The following is a 20550-nucleotide window of genomic DNA, read 5'->3' on the forward strand; positions in this document are numbered from 1 at the left end:
TTACCCCATTCGTGGTGTCCGCTTTGTTTGAATGCCTCATTTCCCGCTAATGTGCGATGAACCTTTTTTTTATCCAACAGTAAAGGAGGGGTGGAATACGCTAGCAGACCGGTGGTATAAGCCACCGAGGTAGTATACGATTAAAAAAAAACCACCGGCAACGACTGGTGGGTACAAGGTAGGGCAAGTCATGACAGGACCAAGAAGGCAGGTGGAACTGCTGGAGAAGAATCGTCCGCGGCAGGAGCGTGCCAAGCGGACTTACGAATCGATTTTAGTCGCAGCAGCCGAACTTCTGGTAGAAGTGGGTGTGGAGCGGATCTCGACCAATTTAATCGCCGAACGGGCGGGGATTACAGTGCCCGCGCTGTATCGCTATTTCCCCAATAAGTACGCAGTGATCAACGCCCTGGGCGTCGAGTTGATGGAGCAACAGGCTCTGCTGTTCGAGAAATGGGTGGAGACCTATTTATCGGAAGGCAAGCCGCAGGCACTGCTGGGGCACATCTACGAAGTACTGAAAGCCAATTACGACGCCATCAGGGAACAGGTGGGAGGCATCGAGATTGTTCAGGCATTGCGGGCGGTTTCACCGCTGCAGGAAGTGCGCCTGACCTCGCATCGCCTGGTGTCAGAACAGTTCGCACGGTTCCTGGCCAAGCTGTTGAATCGGGCAGTTGATGAAGAACTACTGCTCCAGGCCCGTGTTTCCGTTGATATCGGCTACAGCGCGGTGGAGATGGCCCTGGAAGACAGCGACCTTCCGGTTGAAAAGGTGCTGCGCCAGAGCGCCAGAATGCTGGAGATGTACTGGCGCAGCAGCGCCGGCCTGCCGCTGGTTTAAAGTCCCTCGACGTCTTCGGCCTGGGGGCCCTTGTCTGTGTGCGACTCAACAAAGGTCACCCGCTGACCCTCGCGTAGCCCGCGACGACCCTCGCCTCGGATAGAGCGAAAATGCACGAAAATCTCATCGCCATTGTCCTTGGTGATAAAGCCGAACCCTTTCGATACGTTGAACCATTTCACCTGACCCTCATCTCGTGGGCCCGTTGCAGTGGGGGCGGGTGCATCTTCAAAGCTGTCGTGGTCAGCCCCGGCGGCAGTGACCGGCGATGTTGAGCCCGCGGGAACAGATACCAGCAGAGCGGTGATAACGGTGGCGGCGACCAGTACCAGCGGCAGTGGCAGGGTGGGGACGAAGTGGAGTAGGGCCCAGGCGGCGGCGGCGACGAGCAGGCTGATTACGATTTTTACAACTGGATTCATGGGTACCTCATTGTCAATGGCGTGCCCGGCGAGATTGATGGAAATCCGGCCACTACCTAACCCTTGCGGGTAAGAAAATAAAAAAAGCCGAAGCGCCAAATGTGCTTCCAGCTTTGCTGTGTCGATTGTTCTTGCCTGCGCCGCTTACCTTACCTGGCGTTGGCTACAGATTATAGCTTGTGGACGTCTTCCGCCTGCAGCCCCTTGGGGCCTTCTATCAGGTTGAATTCCACTGGCTGCCCCTCGTTCAGGGTGCGATACCCTTCTCCCTGGATGGAGCGGAAGTGAACGAAGATGTCATCATCTCCTTCCTCGCGGGTAATAAATCCAAATCCTTTTGCATTGTTAAACCATTTCACCGTGCCATTTACACGATCACTCATACCACTATCCTCGGTTTTAGCATTTTGCTTTTATTATTCTCCAGCGGCTCTGTGGTCGATGGAGACGTGAAACCTGTGGCGCCGAGGGCTTTACATCTGGCGGATGCGTTGCTCCTGCTCCTGTAACTTTTGCCGGGCCTGTTCGAGTCCCTGCAGTTTCTCCCGCTCCTTCTCCACTACGGCTGCGGGTGCCTTGTCGACGAAGGCGCTGTTGTTCAACTTGCCCTGAACTCTTTGTAAGTCGTTACTCAGCTTTTCAATCTCTCTGGCGAGGCGGGCAAGCTCGGCTTCCTTGTCTATGAGATCAGCCATGGGCACGAGAATCTCCAGCTCTCCCACCAGCGCGGTGGCTGCTACAGGTGCTTCCTCCGTTTTCTCAAGCCAGGCAATGTCTTCCAGCTTCGCCAGCTTGCGCAGGTAGGGTGCGTTTTCCGCCAGCCTTCGCTGATCTTCCTCATTGCCATTTTTCAGCAGCACGGTCAGCGCTTTGCCAGGAGGTATGTTCATCTCTCCACGGATGTTGCGCACGCCCACAATTACACCTTTAAGCCATTCTATATCTGCGTTCGCGGCGCTGTCCATAGCGCCCGTGTCCGATTCGGGGTAGGGCTGGAGCATGATAGTAGGCCCTGATTTTCCAGCCAGTGGCGCAACGGTTTGCCATATTTCTTCGGTGATAAAGGGCATCATCGGGTGCAGTAACCTCAGCCAGGTCTCCAGCACGCGGATCAATGTGCGTCGCGTACCACGCTTTGCCGCGTCATCCGCGTGTTCGTCCCAGAGTACTGGCTTGGACAGTTCCAGGTACCAGTCACAGTATTCGTTCCAGATAAACTCGTACAGCGCCTGTGATGCCAGGTCTAGCCTGTAGGCGGCGATGGCCCTCGCTACCTCCACCTCGGTCTCCTGCAGTTTGCTGACAATCCAGCGGTCCGCCAGGCTGAGCGCAACGGGCAGTTCGGCATCCAGTCCACAATCCTCGCCCTCGCAGTTCATCAGCACGTAACGGGCGGCGTTCCATATCTTGTTGCAGAAGTTGCGAAAGCCTTCGATGCGACCAATATCAAATTTGATGTCGCGCCCGGTTGATGCCAGCGAGAAGTAGGTAAAACGCAGGGCGTCAGTACCGTATGCGCCTATGCCCTCGGGGAATTGTTTACGGGTGGCCTTTTCAATCTTCGCCGCCAGCTTTGGCTGCATCATGCCCGCGGTGCGCTTGCTGACCAGTTCTTCCAGTTCAATGCCGTCGATCAGGTCGATGGGGTCTATTACGTTGCCCTTTGACTTGGACATCTTCTGCCCTTCGCCGTCACGCACCAATCCGTGCACGTAAACCGTGTGGAAGGGCACCTCCTTACGGAAATGCAGGGTCATCATGATCATCCGGGCGACCCAGAAAAAGATGATGTCAAAGCCGGTGACAAGAACGGAGCTGGGATGAAAGGTTTTCAGTTCTTCGGTCTCTTCCGGCCATCCCAGGGTGGAGAACGTCCACAGCGCAGAGGAGAACCAGGTGTCCAGGACATCATCGTCCTGCTGCAGGTGCATTTCGTCAGCCAGCTGGTGTTCTGCTCGCACGGCCGCCTCGGACTCGCCTACATAGACCTTGCCGTTGTCGTCGTACCAGGCCGGAATGCGGTGTCCCCACCATAGCTGGCGACTGATGCACCAGTCCTGTATGTCGCGCATCCAGGCAAAATAGGTGTTCTCCCACTGCTTGGGAACGAACTGTATATCGCCGTTCTCAACCGCGGCAATTGCCGGTTTGGCCAGCTCGCGGGCGTCCACATACCACTGATCGGTCAGGTAGGGCTCTATCACCACGCCGGAACGGTCCCCCCGGGGTACCTTGAGCGTGTGCTCGTCTATTTTGTCGAGCAGACCAAGTGCGTCCAGGTCGGCCACAATCTGCTTGCGTGCCTCGTAGCGGTCCATGCCCACGTAGTGCGCAGGCGCTTCGCCACCGATGGCCGCATCGTCGTCGAGAATGTTGATCAACGGCAGTCCGTGACGCTTGCCCATTTCATAGTCATTGAAATCATGGGCGGGTGTGATCTTTACACAGCCTGTGCCGAACTCCCTGTCCACATAATCATCGGCGATCACCGGTATCTGGCGGCCGGTGAGGGGCAGCTCGACGCTGCGGCCGATGAGATGAGCGTAGCGTTCGTCCTTCGGGTGCACCGCGACTGCAGCATCTCCGAGCATGGTTTCAGGGCGAGTCGTGGCCACGGTGAGGTGGCCTTCGCCGCCAGCAAGTGGATAGTTAAAGTGCCACAGGTGCCCCTGCTCTTCCTCGGAGATCACCTCCAGGTCGGAGATGGCTGTGTGTAGAACCGGGTCCCAGTTCACCAGGCGCTTGCCGCGGTAGATCAGGCCCTGCTCATACAGGCGTATAAACACTTCCTGTACTGCTGCAGACAGCCCCTCGTCCATGGTGAATCGTTCACGGGACCAGTCAAGCGAGGAACCCAGGCGGCGCAGCTGGCGGGTGATGGTGCCGCCAGATTGCTCCTTCCATTCCCACACCTTCTCAATGAATTTCTCCCGGCCCAGCTCATGACGGCTGATTCCCTCGGCCTCCAGCTGGCGTTCGACAACCATCTGCGTGGCGATTCCCGCGTGGTCGGTGCCCACCTGCCACAGCGTGTTATACCCGGCCATGCGGTGATAGCGAATCAACGCGTCCATGATCGCTTCCTGGAAACCGTGGCCCATGTGCAGGCTGCCGGTGACGTTGGGCGGCGGAATCATGATGCTGTAGGCCTGCTCGCCTCCCTGTGGGGCGAAGTAGTTACTGGCCTCCCACTCTTGATACCAGCGGGTTTCAATATCAGCAGGTTGGAATGTCTTTTCCATCAGTCGGGGAGTCCGGGTGTAAATGCAGGGGCGGGATTATACGCGAAGCCTTGCCGCCTTTACAGGCGCGCGCGACGAGTCCGTTCGCTGGATTGCCGCGCAGGTGCGCGACTATATTATCGCCGGGCTAAAGGTCGTGCTTTTCCAGCTGGTAGCCGCGTTCCTTGTAGAAGCGCCAGGAGTTGCGCAGGGCCGCAAGGCTGGCCTCATCCTGGGTGACGACTTCGGCCACCCGGGCGAAGCGGGAGAAAAAAGCCGGTATTTCCAACTGCAGGTTGATCAGCAGGTCCGAGTGTTTACCGGGGTCCTGCCCCCAGCCTATGGCGACCTGCTCCGCTTGCGAATCTCCAGCGAGTGCGTGCGGGACGAAGCTGGCGGGGCGGAAACTCCATAACAGCGCATCCAGCGCCTGCGCCTGAGTTTTGTCCACAGCGTTGATATAGACCTGGTGCCCCTGTGCATAGGCCTTGTCGGCGAGCCTCGCGGCCACCTGCAGTCGCTGCCCGGACTCGGCGGCCTGAACCACGTAGAACCCGACGCGGGTCACTTGCCGGCGCGACCCATGAGGTAGCGGGTCAGCATGCTGACAGGTCGGCCGGTAGCGCCCTTGGGCGTGCTATCCCAGGCGGTGCCGGCAATATCAAGGTGCGCCCAGTCGTAGGCCTCGGCGAACTCCTTGAGGAAGCATGCCGCGGTCACGCTGCCGCCGCCGGGTCCACCTATATTGGCCAGGTCAGCGAAGTTGCTCTTCAATTGCTTGCTGTACTCGTCCCAGAGGGGCATGCGCCAGGCGCGGTCATGGCTTTCCACGCCCGCTTCAATAAGTTGTTCGGCCAGTTTGTCGGTGTTCGCATACAGCCCGGTGGCGTGGGCGCCCAGCGCTACCACACAGGCGCCGGTAAGGGTGGCAATGTCGATGACCGCAGCAGGCTTGAAGCGCTCCACATAGGTCAGCGCATCACATAACACCAGCCGGCCCTCGGCATCGGTATTGAGAACCTCAATGGTTTTACCGGCCATGCTGGTGACCACGTCACCGGGCTTGGTCGCCTTACCGCTGGGCATGTTTTCTGCGGCGGCCACCACGGCAATCACGTTGAGCGGCAGCGCCATTTCAGTGATGGCATGCAGGGTGCCGAAAACGCTGGCGGCGCCGCCCATGTCGTATTTCATCTCGTCCATTTTGGCGCCGGGCTTGAGGGAGATGCCGCCGCTGTCAAAGGTGATACCTTTTCCTACCAGTACATAGGGTTTGTCGCCTTTCTTACCACCGGCATAATTCATCACGATGAGCTTGGCCGGCTCTTCTGTGCCGGCGGTCACTGAGAGCAGGGAGTGCATGCCCAGCTCGCGCATCTTCTTTTCTTCCAGAATCTGTACGCTGAGTTTGTTATTGCCACGACCCAGCTTACGTGCCTGTTGTGCCAGGTAGCCGGGCGTGCAGATGTTGCCCGGCAGGTTGGCCAGGTTGCGGGCGGTATTAACGCCCAGGCCGGTGGCGGCACCCTGGTCCAGTGCGCGCTGCGCCACTGCCTTGCTTTCCGTGCTGACCACGACCCGTGACAGCTTGAAAGCAGGTTTGGGAGTGGACACCGTCTCGGTGTAGCGATAAGCGCTGCTCTGCAGTGCGCGGGCGAGCATCTCCAGAAACCATTGTTCGTCGGCGTCATTGATCTTCAGGTGATCGGTCAGCAACAGGGCGTCTTTGGCGCTGGTCCCGTTGAGGCCGGAGTAGATTACGTTGGCCACTTCGCGGGCGCCCGTGCGGTCGAACTTTTTCTTCTCGCCACAGCCCACCAACAACAGCCGCTTTGCTTTGCCGGCGCCGGGTAGTGTTGTCGTCTGGCCGCGTTTGGCCTCGAAATCACCCAGGGCAAGGGCTGCCTTGATGCTGCCGCCTGAGGCTTTATCCAGCGCCGCAACGGCCCCGGGGAGTTTGCCGTCGCTGAACAGGGGCAGCACGGCACATTGGCTGGTGGTGTTGGCCGCGTCACTGATTTTGCGGGCTGAAAACTTGATCGCGCTCATGCTGAATAACCTCGCTGTATATGCTCGCGCTAGTGTATGATGTTGCGCACGCAAACCCAACCATAAACTCCGAAATCAAAGCTCTACAGGCATGAAAATACTCGGTTATCTCTCCCGCGATGTCCTCATGCATATGTTGGCGGTGAGCTTTGTACTGTTGGTCATCATTATTAGCGGCCGCTTTGTGAAGTATCTCGCTGAAGCCGCTGTCGGTGACCTCGCCGCGGACATCCTGCTGCCGGTGATGCTCTATCGTTTGCCCGGGTTTCTTGAGTTGATCGTGCCGCTGGGCCTGTTTATTGGCATCCTCATGTCTTATGGCCGCCTGTACGTAGAGAGCGAGATGGTGATTCTCACCGCTACCGGACTCAGTCCCACGCGACTGGCCGGCTACAGTCTCGTGCCCGCGGCGGTGGTGATGTTGCTGGTCGGTGCACTGAGTCTCTGGATATCACCGCTGGGAGCCGCCCGCTCTGACGCGCTGCTACATGCCCCGGAATCGTCACAGGGTCTCAATGCGGTCGCAGCGGGGCGATTCCAGACCCGGCGCAGCAATAATACGGTTAGCTATGCCCAGACCATCAGTGCCGATGGAGTGATGCGCTCGGTGTTTCTTTCCCAGGGTAATCGCGATGACGATGGAAAACTGCGTATGCAGGTGACCGTTGCCCAGGAGGGTGAGGTAAAGTTCAACACCGAAACCGGTGCCCGCTACCTGGAGTTACGCGACGGCTTTCGCTATGACGGCTATCCGGGTGACCTGGATTACCGCATGGTGCGGTTTGAACGTTTCGGCGAATTGATTCCCGAACCGGAAGGCGGTATCCGCACCGCCGATCCTGTGGATGGTCGTTCAACGCTCAAGTTGCTGGCATCGGACAGTCCGGAAGATCGCGCGGCCCTGCACTGGCGCCTGTCGATTCCGCTGATGGTGCCAGTGCTTGCCATCATTGCCATGTGTATGAGCCGCACCGACCATCGGCGAGGGCGCTATATCAAGATGGCGCCTGCCTTTCTCGTTTACCTCGGATACCTGATGCTGCTGGCCAATGCGCGCTCGGGCATGGCTGACGGGCAGGGCACTGCGTTGGCGATGTGGAGCGTGCACCTGCTGTTCCTGTCTGTGGCCCTGGCGATGCTTTATGGGCCCTCCCTGGTCGGGCGTATCAAGCATCGGAGGTACCTGAATGCGAAGGCTTGATCGATATGTCGGCTGGACGGTCTTCAGCTCGATCGCGCTGGTACTGGTGGTTATCGTGGGCCTCGACGCCATCGCCGCCTTTATAGACGAGTCCGATGACATATCCGAGACCTACAGCTTCCTGCAGGTGAGCCTGTACATAGGGCTTACGCTCCCGGGGCGGTTTTACGAGTACATTCCCTTCGCCGCCCTGATCGGCTGCATGCTTGGTCTTGGCCAGCTCGCAACAACCAGTGAACTCGTGGTGATGCGGGCATCGGGTGTGTCTATCGGGCGGCTGGTGTGGGTAGCGATGAAGCCGGCGCTGTTGATCGCTATTATGGGCTTTCTGCTCGGTGAGTTTGTGGCCCCCAAGACAGACCAGTGGGCCGAGACCAGGCGCGCCCTGGCTCAGAACCCCGGGGAGAGTTTTGCCGGTCGACATGGAATATGGAACCGGGAAGGCAATACTTTCCTGCATTTCAATGCCCTGGAGGAAACGGGGGTCGTGCATGGCATTACGCTGTTGCAATTCGATGACAAACTGAGAATGGACTCCTCACTGCGTGCGCGGCTCGCCACCTACAAGGGCGATTACTGGACCATGGAGGACGTGGTGCAGACGCGCTTCAGTAGTTGGCAAACCACGCGTAAAATCTACCCGACCCTGCGCTGGGATACCGGTATTACACCGGAGCTGCTTACCCTGGTGGTGGTAGAGCCCGACCAGCTGCCCTTGAGCGAGCTGTATCGCTACAGCCGTTACCTGCAGTTACAGGGCCTTGATTCGGAAGACTACCAGTTAGCCTTGTGGCGTAAGCTGTTACAGCCGGCGGCGATCGGTGGCCTGGTGCTGGTGGCGATTTCTTTTATTTTCGGCCCCCTGCGTGAAGGCACTTTGGGGTTTCGCATCTTTGCCGGGGTTATCGTCGGCATTGTTTTCCGCACCAGCCAGGACTTGCTGGGTCCCGCCAGCCTGGTCTTTGGCTTTCCGCCAGTTTACGCGGCGCTGGCGCCGGTGCTGATTTGTTTCCTTTTCGGTATGCTGCTGCTGACAAGGGCTCGCTGAGAGCGAGCCAGCACTTCATGGGGACTTGTCGCGGCTACTTTTGGGCAGCAATTCGAGTGTGGTCCCCGACAGGTAGTCGTGCCAATAGCGGTCGTTTCGATCCACCAGTTTCCACAGGTACCCCAATCCCAGACAGCCCGCGGAAAGCGTGGCGCCAGCGCAGCGCAGCACCGCTTGACGGAATGTGATCTCGCCGCCATTGATGGCAACCAGCTTGATTCGCCATGCCTGCATACCCAGTGTCTGGCCATTTTTAAGCCAGAATGCGCTGAAAAAGCCCACCAGTGATAACACCACTAGAGCCTGTCCCAGGTGGGGGTTGAGTACCTCTTGTTCACCGTCGCTCAGCTGCACGATCACGCCCAGGGCAATGGCGTAGACCACGAATATCAGGGCGATCACCAGCAGGGCGTCATAGACCATGGAAACCAGGTGGCGCAGTAGCGAGGGGGAAGGTCGTTTCTCTGGTGCATCGTTCATTGCAGGCGAGTTTACCACCAAATGCCGCGGATTAATGATTGGTAATGAAATCGTCGTACTGCAGCGCTGTGCTTTAGCCGCCGTGGGGCGCGTGCTACATTCTTGGGTTAAAAGGACCAGCCCATGAATATTCTGCTTGTAGAAGATGATGCCGCCGTTGCCGAATTTATCGGTACGGAACTGACGCGCGCCGGCTGCACCCATACCCACTGTGGCGATGGAGACCGGGCCTACGACATCGCTTCGGAGCAGGTTTTTGACGTCTGCATTATTGACCGTATGTTACCCGGCCGTGACGGCCTCACCCTGGTGCGCGATCTGCGCGCAGCCGGCAATCTTACCCCGGTGCTGGTACTCAGCGCCCTGGGCGAAGTGGATGACAGGGTCCAGGGTCTGCACAGCGGTGCCGATGACTATCTGGTAAAGCCGTTTGCGATGGACGAGTTGCTGGCGCGACTACAGGTTTTGTGCCGACGCACTGCCAGTACAGCAGATGTCACCACCCGTCTGCAGGTTGCGGGGCTGGGGATGGACCTGCTGCAACAGGAGGTCACCCGCGACGGGCGGGTGATTGTACTGCAGCCCCGGGAATACAAATTACTGGAATACCTGATGCGGCATGCCGGACAGGTGGTTACCCGGGCGATGCTGCTGGAGCACGTCTGGGGCTATAACTTCGATCCGCAAACCAATGTGATTGATGTACACGTGTCGCGGCTGCGGCAAAAGATCGACAAGGATTTTGACGCGCCACTCCTGCTCACCGTGCGCGGCGCTGGCTACCGGCTGGGTCTGGAGGAAGACTGAAATGGAAGTGCAGAAGGTCGTCAGCAGCCTGACATTCAGGTATATAGCGCGTTACCTGCTGGTGCTCAGTGCGACGGTATTCCTGGTGATCATCGGCATGTATTCCATTTACAGCTACAACTATTTCAGCGAGCTCTCCGCAACTATTGTCGCGGAGCAGGATACACTGAACCTGATCTACGAAGGGCAATCGTTAGAGGGAATAGAGCGGTATGTTGGTGATCAGGGCGAAACGCGTATCACCGATCACTTTTACTACCTGGTGAGCGACCTGGGCGGCGATAAGGTGGCCGGCGACCTGCCCGAGTCTACAGCCTATCGCGAGTTTGAAGACGGCTGGCTGGGTTTCGAACTGGCCCTGCTGGAATGGGGTGAGTCAGTTGACGTGGAATTCCTTGCCCGCGAAGTGGTGTTGGGCGAGGAGTACCGTGTGCTGGTCGCGCGCAGTTACCAGGAGGCAGTAGCGCAGGGGCGATTGGTGTTGCATACCCTGGTGCGCACCATGCTGGTGACCATCGTACTGGGCCTGGTTGGAGGGTACTTTGCCGCGGCACGCAGCCTGCGCCGTTTCGAGTGGTTGGGTAGGGAAATGTCGCGCATTGTGAGCGGCAATCCGTCCCAGCGGCTCGATGCTGACGCAGAGAAAGGCCAGGTGCGCGAACTGGCCCACGTGATCAACCGCATGCTGGACCAGACCGAGTCGCTGATGGATGGCGTACGCAGCGTGTCGGACAATATTGCCCACGATCTGCGCACGCCATTGACCAGGCTGAGGAATCAACTGAGTCAATTGCAACAGGATCTGCCGGAGCGTAATGGCAAAGCGATGGAGGTCCTGATCTCCGACTGCGATGCGCTGCTGGCGTCCTTCAATGCGGTGCTGCGGATTTCCGCGCTGGAAGCGGGGAGCTGTTACAGCGGTGACAAGGAGGTGGACCTGGGCCAGGTGCTCCGTGACGTGGTGGACCTGTACGAACCCCTGGCCCAGGAAAAGGGCCTTGCCATACACATGACAACGCTGCCGCGAGCCCACTGTCGTGGGGAGGCTGACCTGCTGTTTCAGTTATTTGCCAACGTGCTGGACAATGCCATCAAATATACGCCCGAGGCAGGGGACATTTCGGTGAGCCTGGATCACATTTCCGGCGACAGCGGTTACCGAGTAAGCATTGCTGATTGTGGCCCGGGTATATCCGCTGAGCATTGGCGCGATGTGTTTCGTCGTTTTTACCGGGTTGAACCCAGTCGCTCGGCATTACCGGGACATGGGTTGGGCCTGAGCATGGCGCAGGCGATCGCGCAGTATCACGGCGGCAGCGTGGACCTTGAAGACAACGCGCCCGGACTGCGGGTGGTGATCAGCCTGCCCTAGTCCTGCAGGGTAATATGTTCGGTGTCGGGTGCCCTGGGCGTACTTTTCTGTCGATACTGCTCCTCCACCATGTCACTGCCGGCCGATGCCAGGTTGATGCCTGAAAGGTCCACAGCCGGCGGCGTGGGTGGCGGTGGCGTACAGTCACTGAAATCAGTGCCTTCGGGAGAGAGGTCAAGGTTGTCCGTATTCGGGTTCAGGGGGGCTTGCGTGGCAGGCAGTGTGGGAATGGTTTCGCCCACTGCGCCCATGTCCAGGTGGCTGGTGTCCGGTGCAGGCGGTGGCGTAGGAGGCTGGGGTGAGAGCCGTTCTATGGTGGCTGCGACATCCAGTGCCGAGATATCGATGTCTGCCACCACCGGTTGGCTGCGTTCTTCAGGGCGCAGAATGTCGGCACCCACGGGTTCCAGTTGCCAGCCGGTTTCCTCGTCGATCTCGGGCGGCGCCTCCTCTGCGGAGGCAATGTTGATATCCGGCGCTGCGGCCAGTGCAGCGATGCGCTCCGCGGTGGTAAGTTTACGTGCGGCAGGGGCTTCGGGAGCAGGGTCTGGTGCTGCAGCCGCATTGCTGGACCTCACTACCTTGATTACCGGCCTGGCGCCTGCTCGCTCCATGGCCTGCTTGTACTTGAGTGCGGTGCTTTTGTCGCACTCGCGCTTGACCACTTGCTCGGTGCCGCTGAACAATTTATCCAGGGCAGCATCATCTGCTTTGAACAGGGCGCGCAATTTTTCCCGCACCTGCTCTGCTTGTTGGCCGTCCAGTATCTCGCCCGCATAATAGATGTTATAGCGCGATTCCATGGTGCTCTCCCTTTTCTCCCCCTCACAGTATACGCCCAATGGCTGTGCTGGTCTTGTCCGCTGCCGGGCCGTGTCTGCTACTATTCCTCCCCTGTTTTGTACAGTGATAAGCCATGAGTGACCGCGTCCCAACCCGATTCATGAGAACCCTGTTGCGAATGGTGGGGGATCGGGGCTACGACTTTTCTGGCATCCTTGCCGATGCCGGCCTGGACTTTGACCCATTGGATGTTGAATCCCCGGGTTATCGCGCTGAGGTCAGTGCCATGCAGTACTCCCGCGTCTACCAGTATGTGCTCAGCCTGCTGCAGGATGAGACCTTCGGGGTGACCGGCAGTGAACTGGTGGCCCCGGGGGCTTTCCGCATGATGTGTTACTGCGTTATTTCCTGTGAAAACCTGGGACAGGCTATACAGCGTACCTCCGAGTTCTACCGTACTTTTTTCGATGAGCGCAGCCAGCTCTATGCCAACTTCAGTGAACAGTACGCCCGTGTCGGCTACCGCACCATAGACCGTAACGCGCGTCCCCAGGTGAGTGTGGCTGATGGTTACGGCTTGTCCCTGTGGCACCGTTTCTTTGGTTGGCTGTGCGGGCGGCCCATTGAGCTAAAGCGCGTTGATTTCACCGGCAAGGCGCCGGCGAACCCTGAGAAGTATGAGGCGTTGTTCCGTTGCCCTGTTTACTTTGACCAGGGCATGGACCTGCTTTATTTCGACAGCACCTGCCTGGCCAGGCCTATCGTACATACGCAGTACTCACTGGAGGAATTCCTGCGCACGGCGCCTTACCAGATGCTGATCATGGACAATGCCCCTGACGGTAATAATCTCTCTGCCCAGGTGAAGGCGATGATCGGCCACGATTTCAGCGAGGGGTTTCCGGGATTTGAGATGATCAGCAGTGCCCTGAATATGTCAGCTCCCACGCTGCGCAGGCGCTTGAAGCGGGAAGGTACAACGTTCCAGCAGTTGAAGGATGATGCTCGCTGCGAGGCCGCCAAGCTTTGTCTTAATCGCCGTGACCTGTCGATAAACGACATTGCATTACAAATGGGTTTTACCGACCCCAGCGCCTTTCATCGATCATTCAAGAAATGGACGGGACAGACACCCGGGCAGTTCCGCGCAGGGTTGCGACGGGAGTAGGATGCTCGCGTATAATGTCCGCATAGAACAGGAGGTAATTACATGCTCGTTCAGCAACAAATACAGCAAACCCTAGACCAGCAGTTCCAACCTGAGGTGTTGGAGGTGGTCAATGAAAGTCATATGCATAGCGTTCCACCCAATTCAGAAACGCATTTCAAGGTGGTTGTCGTGACCTCGGCATTTGATGGACAACGCAAGGTTGGTCGCCACCAGCAGGTTTATGCGGCGCTGGCCGAACAGCTGGCGGGACCGGTGCACGCCCTCGCATTGCACACCTACACACCGCAAGAGTGGTCCGCAAAGCAGCAGCCTGCCCCGGATTCGCCGGACTGTCTGGGCGGCTCCAGTCAGGGAGCAGGTTAAGCCATGTCGGACATCGTTGTTGCTGCATTATATCGCTTCGTTACCCTCGATAATTATCGGGAGATGCGCGAGCCGTTGCTGGATGTGTGCCTCTCACAGCAGGTGAAAGGTACGCTGCTGCTGGCCAATGAAGGGATAAATGGCACTATTGCCGGCCCTCGTGAGGGGATTGACGCGGTGCTGGCCTACCTGCGTGAGGACCCGCGACTGGCGGCGCTGGAACACAAGGAGTCCTTCGACCAGTCCATGCCGTTCTATCGCATGAAGGTAAAGCTCAAGCGGGAAATCGTTACCATGGGCGTGGAGGGTATTGACCCTAATCTGGTCGTGGGCACCTACGTCAAGCCAGGTGACTGGAATGAACTGGTCAACGACCCGGACGTGTTGCTGATCGATACCCGTAACGACTACGAGTGCAGTATCGGTACGTTCCGCGGCGCGGTGGACCCACATACGACCAGCTTTCGAGAATTCCCTGCCTACGTGCGTGATAACCTCGATCCGCAGCGACAGAAAAAAGTTGCCATGTTTTGCACCGGCGGTATTCGCTGCGAAAAGGCCTCCGCTTTTATGCTGCAGGAGGGCTTTGAGGAGGTGTATCACCTGCAGGGGGGCATTCTCAAGTACCTTGAGGACGTACCGGAAGAGGAGAGTATCTGGCAGGGTGACTGCTTCGTATTCGACAACAGGGTTGCCGTTAATCACCGCCTGGAGAAGGGGCACTATGACCAGTGCTACGGCTGTCGCATGCCCATTACTGAAGAAGACAAACAGTCCGACCAGTACTGCAAGGGTGTGTGCTGTCCCCATTGCCACGGGAGCCTGAGCCCGGAGCAGATTGAGCGTTTTACTGAGCGCCAGAAACAGATGGAACTGGCCGCTGCCCGCGGTGAACATCATGTCGGTGCACCACCGCCGGCGCGCCAGGCACGTCATCCTGAGGCTATTTCAGAAAGCGAGTGAGCGACCCCCGGAATCCGCTGATGGGAACGTAGATACTTACATTCTCGCTGTTCCCGCGCGAGATGACACCACCCAGCTGCGCACGGCCCTCAGCAGACAGCTGGATGACGGCGCCGCCTGATGCGCCCTTGAAGGCGCTGCAGTTACTTGCGCTTTCCCGCAGCTGTTGTCGTGTGATACGGCAATCGGCGTGGTAGGTAAGCACGTTGCCGTTATCCCCCAATCCCTGGTCGCCCGAATACCCTGCCATGGTCACCGGGCGTGTGGCATCGGCACTTGCCGGGAGCGGCGTGAGCGCGGGCACGCTGTCGGTATTTACGCTGTGAAATAACTTCAGCACCGCCCAATCGGCGTGCATTCCTCCCCCGTCCGCCACCCGATAGGCCTCGCGGCTCAGGGACTCCCCATTTTCCGTTAGCAACGTAAACGTGATGGGTCGCGACAGATCATTATAGAACTCCAGGCAATGCCAGGCTGTAACCACCGTGTTCGCGCGTTGGCTGTTGGCTGTGGCCACCAGCGTACCGCTGCAGTTTTCCAGTTGATGGTTGCCATATCCCTGGCTGTAGCGAACGCCGGGTACGTGCAGTTTACCCACCGCCCGCAGCCACACCGGTGCGTCGTCACGATAGACCTGACGGGGTTCGGCCTGCAGCGGGCCGGCAGCACAGCACAGGGCAACCGATACGGCTGCGGCAAGTCTCATAGCTCAAAATTCCAATGCGGATTAACTAATTGTCCAGTGGGCATGGTAATCCCCTTGGCCGCAGACGTCACCAGTCGTAGGATGGGCAATCGTTTTCAGGAAGATTGAGATATGACAGCAGATCCCCAGCGCAGGGTGGTGGTTGTGACCGGCGCCAGCCGCGGAGCAGGCAAGGGTATTGCACTGGCCCTGGGCGCCACGGGTGCAACGGTGTATGTGACCGGGCGCACCCGCAACGAGGGCGATGCGCCGTTGCCCGGGACCGTTGCCGCAACGGCAAGTGAAGTGACGGCGGCGGGCGGCGTCGGTGTGCCGGTGTACTGCGACCATGCTGACGACCAGCAGGTTGCGGCGCTATTTGAGCAGGTGCGGCAGGAGCAGGGCAGGGTGGATATCCTGGTCAACAATGCCACCAGCCTTCACGACGCGCTTACCGAGAAGGGCCCGTTCTGGCAGAAGCCCCTTGACCTTACCAATATCTGGAATGTGGGCATGCGCTCCCACTACAGCGCCACATATTTTGCCGCGCCGCTGTTGCTGGCCGCCACAAACGCACTGGTAGTGAATACCTCGTCCTTCGGCGGGCGCATTTACATGCACGGGCCGGCTTACGGCGCCGGTAAGGCGGCGGTGGATAAAATGGCCCATGACATGGCGGTGGACTTCAGGCCGCATGGCGTAGCTGTGGTATCTCTCTGGATGGGGCTGTTGCTTACCGAGCGCACGCAGCGGGTTTTCGACGCCGAGCCAGAGATGTACGCTGACCTGGTCGAAACCTGTGAATCGCCTCAGTTCACCGGCCGGATAATTGATGCGCTGCATGGCGATGCAGCGCTGATGGCGCGCAGTGGTAAGGTGTGGATAGGCGCTGAGTTGGCCCAGGAGTACGGAGTGACCGATATCGACGGCGGCCAGCCGCCTTCACACCGGGCTTTCTTTGGTGAGCCGACCACATTCGGCGATGCGGTGGTAGAGTAACGCATAGCCCAAATGAAGGATGCCACTTGCCTCCGCTGCCGCTTTAATAGCCGGCTGCCATCAGGTCAGTGGCAATCATAAAAACGGATAAAAGTAACAGGTGAGTATATGAACGAATACGGTTTGGAGTCTTCAAAAGCACAGGATCTTATTGCCGCAGCCCGCGCCATGGGTCCGGATCTCATCGCCCGTCGGGCGGAATGCAAGGCGGGGCGTCGGGTGCCGGATGCCACGGTGGAAGACTTCCACAAGGCCGGTTTTTTCAAGATTCTGCAGCCGGAACAGTGGGGCGGGTACGCTATGGACCCCCAGGTGTTTTACATGGTGGGTTTCGAGGTTGCCCGATTCTGCCCCTCCAGCGCCTGGATTCTGGGCGTGATCGCTGTGCATAACTGGCAACTCGCAGTATTTGACGACAAGGCCGCACAGGATGTCTGGGCGGATGACCCCGGCGTGCTGATCTCGTCTTCCTACGCGCCGGTGGGCAAGGTTAAAGTGGTTGATGGTGGATTCCGCCTCAGTGGGCGCTGGAGCTTCTCCAGTGGTTCGGAGCACTGTAAATGGGCTTTCCTTGGCGCCGTAGTGCCTACACCCGAGGCGCCTTTTGACATGGCCAACTACCGCACCTTCCTGGTGCCGATTGAAGACTACGAGATCGTCGATAACTGGGATGTGGTCGGCCTGCAGGGTACCGGTAGTCATGACATCGTGGTGGAGGATGTATTCGTGCCAGAGCACCGAACGCATAAGTCCATGGACGGGTTCAGGTGTGATAATCCCGGCAATGCCGTGAATTCGGCACCGCTGTATCGCATGCCGTTTATGCAGGTGTTCGTGCGCGCGGTTTGCACCGCGTCCCTGGGCGCCTGCGAAGGTGCCCTGCAGGCCTATATCGAGGTGGCGAAGACACGGCGCGTGGGCCCCAAATTGATGAAGGACGACCCTGCGGCCCGTAGCCTGGCGGCCGAGGCGCGTGCAGATATCGAAGAGATGAAGGTAACAATGCTGCGCAACTTTGATGAGATGATGGACAAGTGTCGCTCCGGCGAGCCGATTCCGGTAGAGGACCGTGTGCGTTACCGCTACGACTCGGCCGTGGTTGCCGATCGCTGCCTCGCGCTCAGCAGCCGTATGCTCAAAGCCTCCGGTAGTGGCGGTGTCCGACACGGCAGCGAACTGCTCGATTTTCATCTCGATATCCTGTGCAGCCAGGCCCACGTCGCCAACCATTCCGCGCCCTTTGCCAGCAACCTGGGCGGCGTGATGTTCGGCGAGGAGAACGTCGACTTCGCGGTCTAGTTTCGATCTGGAACGGGCAGTGCGGGCACCCGGTCCAGCGGCAAGCCACTGGACCGGGGTTCTCACACAGGCGGGAATGCACAAGACTTGGAACCAAAACAGGACTAAAAAATGGGAAAAATCGGCCTACTGCCAGAAGGGAAATACGCCAACTGCGCCAACGGTTACAACATTCATTATCTGGATGAAGGCGAAGGCGAGGTCGTGGTCTTCCTTCACGGCTCTGGCCCTGGCGCCAGTGGTTACAGTAACTTCAAGGGCAATTATCCTGCCCTGGTCGAAGCGGGTTACCGGTGCATCGTTCCTGATCACATAGGCTACGGTTTCTCCGACAAGCCCGATGATGTGGACCACCCACTGTCCTTCTTCGTCGAGTGCATCAAGCAGACCCTGGACAGTGCCGGGGTGGACAAGTGCACATTGATCGGTAATTCACTGGGCGGCGTGGTTGCCTTGGGCCTCACACTTGAGCACCCGGATCTGGTCGAGAAGCTCATATTGATGGCCCCGGGCGGCCTTAACGACCTGCCTGACTACCAGGCCATGCCTGGCATGCAGAAGGTTTTCCAGGTGTTTGGTTCTGGTGAGCCGGTCACCCCGGCCGTGATGAAGGATCTTTTTGCTACCGGACTGATGTTCGACCCCAGCCATGCCACCGACGAGTTGGTGGCTGAGCGTATGCAGATCATGGAAATCATGAACGGCCATGTCATGGCTACCATGCAGATTCCCAATCTGGTTGACCAGTTGCATAAAATCGAATGTCCCGTTCTGGGCTTCTGGGGCATGGATGAGCAGATGATGCCCGAGACCGGCATTATGCGCATGGTCAAGAACATCAAGCACATGCGCCTCATTCTGGTGAACGAGTGCGGGCACTGGGTGATGGTGGAGCACGAGGGTATGTTCAACCGGGCCTGTGTTGATTTCCTGAAGCACGGCTAGCGTCACTGCCAGGGAGATGCGCGGCTTGCGGTATCGCTGACATCGCAGCCTGCGCTTTTCGCAGCTGCTCTACTTTTCGTCGCGGTGCCGCCCCCCCTGGAACTGATCTCCTCCCGCCGCGTGCCGACCGGCACGCCGGCCGGCAAAAATGCAGTCGGCGATGGACAGGCCGCTAACATAGGAATGCGACGCCACACCCTCGGCGGCACGTCCCGCGGCATAGAGTCCCGCGATGGCGTTGCCATTTTTATCGAGAACCGCTCCGGTCCGTTCATTGACACATAACCCACCCAGGGTAATGGAGGGGTTGCGAACCGCCCCGGCCACACGACAATCAAGCGCATACCACGGGCCCTTTGCCAGCACCGCACGGTGATCTGCCGGTTTACCCAATGGGTCTTCAGCGCCTTCAGCGGACAGCCTGTTGTAATCGCTCACGGTCTGTCCCAGGGTATCCGCCGGTATTCCCAGCTTGTTGGCCAGTGCAGCCAGGCTGCCCGCTTTTTCCCGTGCGACAAAAAGATAGACCAGCGCCGACGCGGTCTGGAACCACATGGCCCGCCGGGGGCCGATTTCCCGCAGCGCCTGCCCGAACAGCGATTTATCCAGGATCAGCCAGGCCTCGCCTCCCGCGCGGGTCATGATCTGTTCGTTGAGCTGCGCCCCATAGTACATCTCATTGCAGATGCGCTGGCCGTCACGGCCTACCAGCACACCGCGAACAAAGGACTCCGGCGGATTGATAAACCGCCACTGACTGACATTGTCCATACGCGCTGTTGCGCCCCCCGCGCTCTCGCCCATCAGAATGCCACTGCCGTCGTCACCTATCGTGCCCAGGGGCATGCCGGGCAGGTGTTCGGGCGCGAACCGGGTAACCATATCCCGGTTGTAGAAGAAGCCTCCGGTGCTGATCACGATGCCGCGCTTCGCGCGTACAGAAAAACCCTGCGTGTAGGCGGCCTCCAGTTTCTCCAGTGCCCCCCGCAGCAACCAGGTGATCGCGGGCAGGTACATTGCCCCGTAGCGCGAGAAAATCAATACTGAGTACAGCTGGCGGTGTAGCCAGCCGGCAAAGGAGCCGCTCGCAAAGCGGCGCAAGCGTACGCCCACTGTTCGACCCGCCTGATCTGTCACCAGGCCCACTGCCTTATGCTGGGTGAGTATCTTCGCCCCCCGGGTGCGTGCTGCGTTTTCCAGCGGGTTGAAAAACGTTGCCCCTGACACCCCCGGGCCGTGGGCGCGGTGGCCGCGGGCGGCAGGGCTGGCATCGTTGGTATAGGGTGTGAAGCTCTCGTTACCTGAGTAGTACAAGTAGTAGCGATTGGACGGGTAGGATGTCTTGAATGGGCACTGACTGGCATTGAAAGGGACTCCCTGTTGCATCAGCCAGTAAAGGTTCCCAGGGCTGTCGTCACAGAATTTGCGCAGGGTCTCTTCACTGACCGCATCGGCGGTTTCGTGGCGCAGATAGTGGAACATATTTTCCGGGGTGTCCTCGACGCCGGCCTGTTGTTGTATCCGGGTGCCGCCGCCGGCGTAGTAAATGCCGCCGGAAATCCTGGTCGAACCGCCGCCGTTAAAGCGGTCGATGACCGCGACCTCGGCACCGTGGTCCCTGGCCTCAATAGCGGCCGCGGCGCCGGCACCGCCGAAACCGATTACCGCTACATCCACAATCATGTCCCAGCGCAGCTCTTTTGCAGTCGCAACCGTCTCCGGCGTATTCACCACCACTGCACCGGTGCCCAGCTTGCGCCACATTGATTTTACTGTTGTGAGCATGTTCTGGTCTCCCGCAATACCGTGTGTCTTTAATGCTATGCTTGCCGGGGAGTAAAGTGACTGTTCCAGATCAATCACCGCCCTCTGTTTTGTCATATGGGTGAGTAAGTGTA

General features: G+C 58.7%; 20 protein-coding genes. 11 read left to right on the plus strand and 9 right to left on the minus strand.

Translation table 11 applies throughout. The features are described from left to right. The first annotated feature begins 190 nt into the window (after positions 1-190). The gene (locus tag C0039_RS18920) at positions 191-844 is read left to right on the plus strand and encodes a TetR/AcrR family transcriptional regulator (RefSeq protein WP_076000690.1); all 654 of its coding nucleotides are present in this window, start codon (positions 191-193) and stop codon (positions 842-844) included. Here C0039_RS18920 and C0039_RS21365 read toward each other — a convergent pair. The 5 genes from C0039_RS21365 to C0039_RS18945 all read right to left on the minus strand — a co-directional run bounded on the left by C0039_RS21365 (position 841) and on the right by C0039_RS18945 (position 6536). Then, positions 841-1026 carry a cold-shock protein gene (locus C0039_RS21365; protein WP_232334988.1) on the minus strand — a complete coding sequence of 62 codons (186 nt, stop codon included), beginning with the start codon at positions 1024-1026 and terminating at the stop codon, positions 841-843. The genes C0039_RS18920 and C0039_RS21365 overlap by 4 nt on opposite strands. 410 nt (positions 1027-1436) lie before the next feature. Next, positions 1437-1649: a cold-shock protein gene (locus tag C0039_RS18930; RefSeq protein WP_076000691.1), complete on the minus strand. Its 213-nt coding sequence runs from the start codon at positions 1647-1649 to the stop codon at positions 1437-1439. Between the two features lie 90 nt (positions 1650-1739). Then, positions 1740-4508 (minus strand): valine--tRNA ligase, encoded by a 2769-nt coding sequence (locus tag C0039_RS18935; protein WP_101518973.1) that lies wholly within the window; start codon positions 4506-4508, stop codon positions 1740-1742. A gap of 127 nt (positions 4509-4635) precedes the next feature. Then, the gene (locus tag C0039_RS18940) at positions 4636-5055 is read right to left on the minus strand and encodes a DNA polymerase III subunit chi (RefSeq protein WP_076000693.1); all 420 of its coding nucleotides are present in this window, start codon (positions 5053-5055) and stop codon (positions 4636-4638) included. Then, positions 5052-6536, minus strand: coding sequence for a leucyl aminopeptidase (locus C0039_RS18945; RefSeq protein ID WP_101518974.1), 1485 nt, complete (start codon positions 6534-6536; stop codon positions 5052-5054). Before C0039_RS18945 ends, C0039_RS18940 begins: the two co-directional genes overlap by 4 nt. Before the next feature lie 91 nt (positions 6537-6627). On the opposite strand from C0039_RS18945, the gene lptF reads away from it, so the two are divergent. Then, positions 6628-7737, plus strand: a complete 1110-nt coding sequence (lptF, locus tag C0039_RS18950; protein ID WP_076000695.1) for an LPS export ABC transporter permease LptF — start codon at positions 6628-6630, stop codon at positions 7735-7737. Continuing rightward, positions 7724-8785 (plus strand): LPS export ABC transporter permease LptG, encoded by a 1062-nt coding sequence (gene lptG / locus C0039_RS18955; protein ID WP_076000696.1) that lies wholly within the window; start codon positions 7724-7726, stop codon positions 8783-8785. The genes lptF and lptG overlap by 14 nt, the downstream gene beginning before the upstream one ends. Positions 8786-8800: 15 nt before the next feature. Here lptG and C0039_RS18960 read toward each other — a convergent pair whose 3' ends face one another. Continuing rightward, positions 8801-9265 carry an RDD family protein gene (locus C0039_RS18960; protein WP_101518975.1) on the minus strand — a complete coding sequence of 155 codons (465 nt, stop codon included), beginning with the start codon at positions 9263-9265 and terminating at the stop codon, positions 8801-8803. Positions 9266-9388: 123 nt separating this feature from the next. On the opposite strand from C0039_RS18960, the gene C0039_RS18965 reads away from it, so the two are divergent. Together C0039_RS18965 and C0039_RS18970 are read left to right on the plus strand one after the other, a co-directional pair. Next, complete coding sequence (locus tag C0039_RS18965) at positions 9389-10072, plus strand: response regulator transcription factor (protein WP_101518976.1); 684 nt, start codon at positions 9389-9391, stop codon at positions 10070-10072. A 1-nt stretch (position 10073) separates the two neighbouring features. Further along, entirely contained in the window at positions 10074-11444 is a 1371-nt protein-coding gene (locus tag C0039_RS18970; RefSeq protein WP_076000699.1) for a sensor histidine kinase, read from the plus strand. Here C0039_RS18970 and C0039_RS18975 read toward each other — a convergent pair. Continuing rightward, positions 11441-12247 carry a hypothetical protein gene (locus C0039_RS18975; protein WP_076000700.1) on the minus strand — a complete coding sequence of 269 codons (807 nt, stop codon included), beginning with the start codon at positions 12245-12247 and terminating at the stop codon, positions 11441-11443. The genes C0039_RS18970 and C0039_RS18975 overlap by 4 nt on opposite strands. Before the next feature lie 113 nt (positions 12248-12360). On the opposite strand from C0039_RS18975, the gene C0039_RS18980 reads away from it, so the two are divergent. Genes C0039_RS18980 through trhO form a run of 3 tightly spaced genes read left to right on the plus strand, consistent with a single transcriptional unit; the run spans position 12361 to position 14724 of the window. Further along, entirely contained in the window at positions 12361-13395 is a 1035-nt protein-coding gene (locus C0039_RS18980) for an AraC family transcriptional regulator (RefSeq protein WP_243391667.1), read from the plus strand. A 42-nt stretch (positions 13396-13437) separates the two neighbouring features. Further along, the gene (locus tag C0039_RS18985; protein ID WP_076000702.1) at positions 13438-13761 is read left to right on the plus strand and encodes a BolA family protein; all 324 of its coding nucleotides are present in this window, start codon (positions 13438-13440) and stop codon (positions 13759-13761) included. Positions 13762-13764: 3 nt separating this feature from the next. Continuing rightward, complete coding sequence (trhO, locus tag C0039_RS18990) at positions 13765-14724, plus strand: oxygen-dependent tRNA uridine(34) hydroxylase TrhO (RefSeq protein WP_101518978.1); 960 nt, start codon at positions 13765-13767, stop codon at positions 14722-14724. On the opposite strand, the gene C0039_RS18995 is transcribed toward trhO, so the two are convergent. Beyond that, the gene (locus C0039_RS18995; RefSeq protein ID WP_076000704.1) at positions 14705-15430 is read right to left on the minus strand and encodes a trypsin-like serine peptidase; all 726 of its coding nucleotides are present in this window, start codon (positions 15428-15430) and stop codon (positions 14705-14707) included. The genes trhO and C0039_RS18995 overlap by 20 nt on opposite strands. Before the next feature lie 111 nt (positions 15431-15541). Here C0039_RS18995 and C0039_RS19000 point away from each other — a divergent pair, with 111 nt between their 5' ends. From C0039_RS19000 to C0039_RS19010, 3 genes are all read left to right on the plus strand, one after another. Continuing rightward, positions 15542-16408 (plus strand): SDR family NAD(P)-dependent oxidoreductase, encoded by an 867-nt coding sequence (locus C0039_RS19000; protein WP_101518979.1) that lies wholly within the window; start codon positions 15542-15544, stop codon positions 16406-16408. Positions 16409-16516: 108 nt separating this feature from the next. After that, positions 16517-17707 (plus strand): acyl-CoA dehydrogenase family protein, encoded by a 1191-nt coding sequence (locus C0039_RS19005; RefSeq protein WP_076000706.1) that lies wholly within the window; start codon positions 16517-16519, stop codon positions 17705-17707. Between the two features lie 111 nt (positions 17708-17818). Further along, entirely contained in the window at positions 17819-18652 is an 834-nt protein-coding gene (locus C0039_RS19010; protein WP_076000707.1) for an alpha/beta fold hydrolase, read from the plus strand. A gap of 69 nt (positions 18653-18721) precedes the next feature. Here C0039_RS19010 and C0039_RS19015 read toward each other — a convergent pair whose 3' ends face one another. Beyond that, positions 18722-20437: an FAD-binding protein gene (locus tag C0039_RS19015; protein WP_165787193.1), complete on the minus strand. Its 1716-nt coding sequence runs from the start codon at positions 20435-20437 to the stop codon at positions 18722-18724. Positions 20438-20550: the final 113 nt, after the last annotated feature.

Source organism: Pseudohalioglobus lutimaris (assembly GCF_002866825.1).
GTDB classification, from domain to species: Bacteria; Pseudomonadota; Gammaproteobacteria; order Pseudomonadales; family Halieaceae; genus Halioglobus; species Halioglobus lutimaris.